This window comes from Streptomyces sp. SID5785 (genome assembly GCF_009870065.1).
In the GTDB taxonomy this organism is placed as follows: domain Bacteria; phylum Actinomycetota; class Actinomycetes; order Streptomycetales; family Streptomycetaceae; genus Streptomyces.
The window spans coordinates 1-1,368 of sequence record NZ_WWIA01000283.1; the positions used below are offsets into that span (position 1 = coordinate 1).

At 71.3% G+C, this 1,368-nt stretch carries 2 protein-coding genes; one reads left to right on the forward strand and one right to left on the reverse strand.

Annotation, left to right across the window (positions count from 1 at the left end; translation table 11 throughout):
- The coding region (locus GTW43_RS08905) for a homocysteine S-methyltransferase family protein (RefSeq protein ID WP_202501235.1) at nt 1-494 on the reverse strand (494 nt) is incomplete at its 3' end.
- A gap of 277 nt (nt 495-771) precedes the next feature.
- On the opposite strand from GTW43_RS08905, the gene GTW43_RS08910 reads away from it, so the two are divergent.
- Nucleotides 772-1,368: IclR family transcriptional regulator (locus GTW43_RS08910; RefSeq protein ID WP_161301083.1), on the forward strand; the 597-nt coding region annotated here is incomplete at its 3' end.

The following is a 1,368-nucleotide window of genomic DNA, read 5'->3' on the forward strand; positions in this document are numbered from 1 at the left end:
CCGCCGGCGAGCAGGCCCTCGGCGTTCTGCTGGTAGCCGTCACGGATCGTGGCGTAGTCGATGTGGCCCAGCGAGGGCAGCTTCGTGCCGGGGCCGATCGAGCCGAGGACCCAGCGCGGGCGGCCGTCCCCGGCCGTGAACTCGTCGGCGACCTCGCGGGCGATCCGGGCACCGGCCTCGGACAGCTCCACGATGCGGTCGGCGATGTCGTACTCGTTCGACGCGGTGTGGTTCGAGCCGAACGTGTTCGTCTCGACGCAGTCCACGCCGACGGAGAAGTACTCGGCGTGGACCGAGCGGACGATGTCGGGGCGGGTGACGTTGAGGATCTCGTTGCAGCCCTCGAGGTTCTGGAAGTCCTCCAGGGTGGGATCCTGCGCCTGCAGCATGGTGCCCATCGCGCCGTCGGCCACCACCACGCGGGTGGCGAGGGCGTCCCTGAGGGCGGCCACGCGGGCTCGGGGATCGGATGCGGGCGTCGGCAACGAGGCCATGAAAGTGCTCCCTGGGGTGCGACGGCTGTCGGCTTTGCGGCTCCACTCCTTGAGCCACACCCGGCCAGCGTAGCGGTGACCCCCGCGGCGGCGCCCGGGCGTCCACGGGCCGGAACGGCGCGCCGGGGTGGCCGGATGCGGACCCCGGCGGGCGGTGGGGTGAAATATCGGCGCACGCTGTATTCGCCGGAGGTCGGCAACGACCGATACTGTTCAGCATTGCCGAACGTTGTATCGCTACGTTGTACCGCGAGAGGATCGAGGAGGAAGCACTGCGATGGCACGCAACATCCAGTCGCTCGAACGGGCCGCTGCGATGCTCCGGCTCCTCGCGGGTGGCGAGCGGCGGCTCGGCCTCTCCGACATCGCCTCCGCCCTGGGGCTGGCCAAGGGCACGGCGCACGGCATCCTGCGCACGCTGCAGGCCGAGGGCTTCGTGGAGCAGGACTCGGCGTCGGGCCGCTACCAGCTGGGCGCGGAGCTGCTGCGCCTGGGCAACAGCTATCTCGACGTGCACGAGCTGCGGGCCCGCGCCCTCGTCTGGACGGACGACCTGGCCCGCTCCAGCGGCGAGGCCGTCTACCTGGGGGTGCTGCACCAGCAGGGCGTCCTGATCGTGCACCACGTGTTCCGGCCCGACGACAGCCGGCAGGTGCTCGAGGTCGGGGCGATGCAGCCGCTGCACTCGACGGCGCTCGGCAAGGTGCTCTCCGCGTACGACCCGGTGGCGCACAGCGAGGTCGTCGAGGCCGAGCGGAAGTCCTTCACGGCGAGCACGGTGTACGAGCTGACGCCGTTCGAGTCGGTCCTCGACCTGACGCGGGCGCGCGGGTACGCGAGCGACGTGGAGGAGACCTGGGAGGGCGTGGCGTCG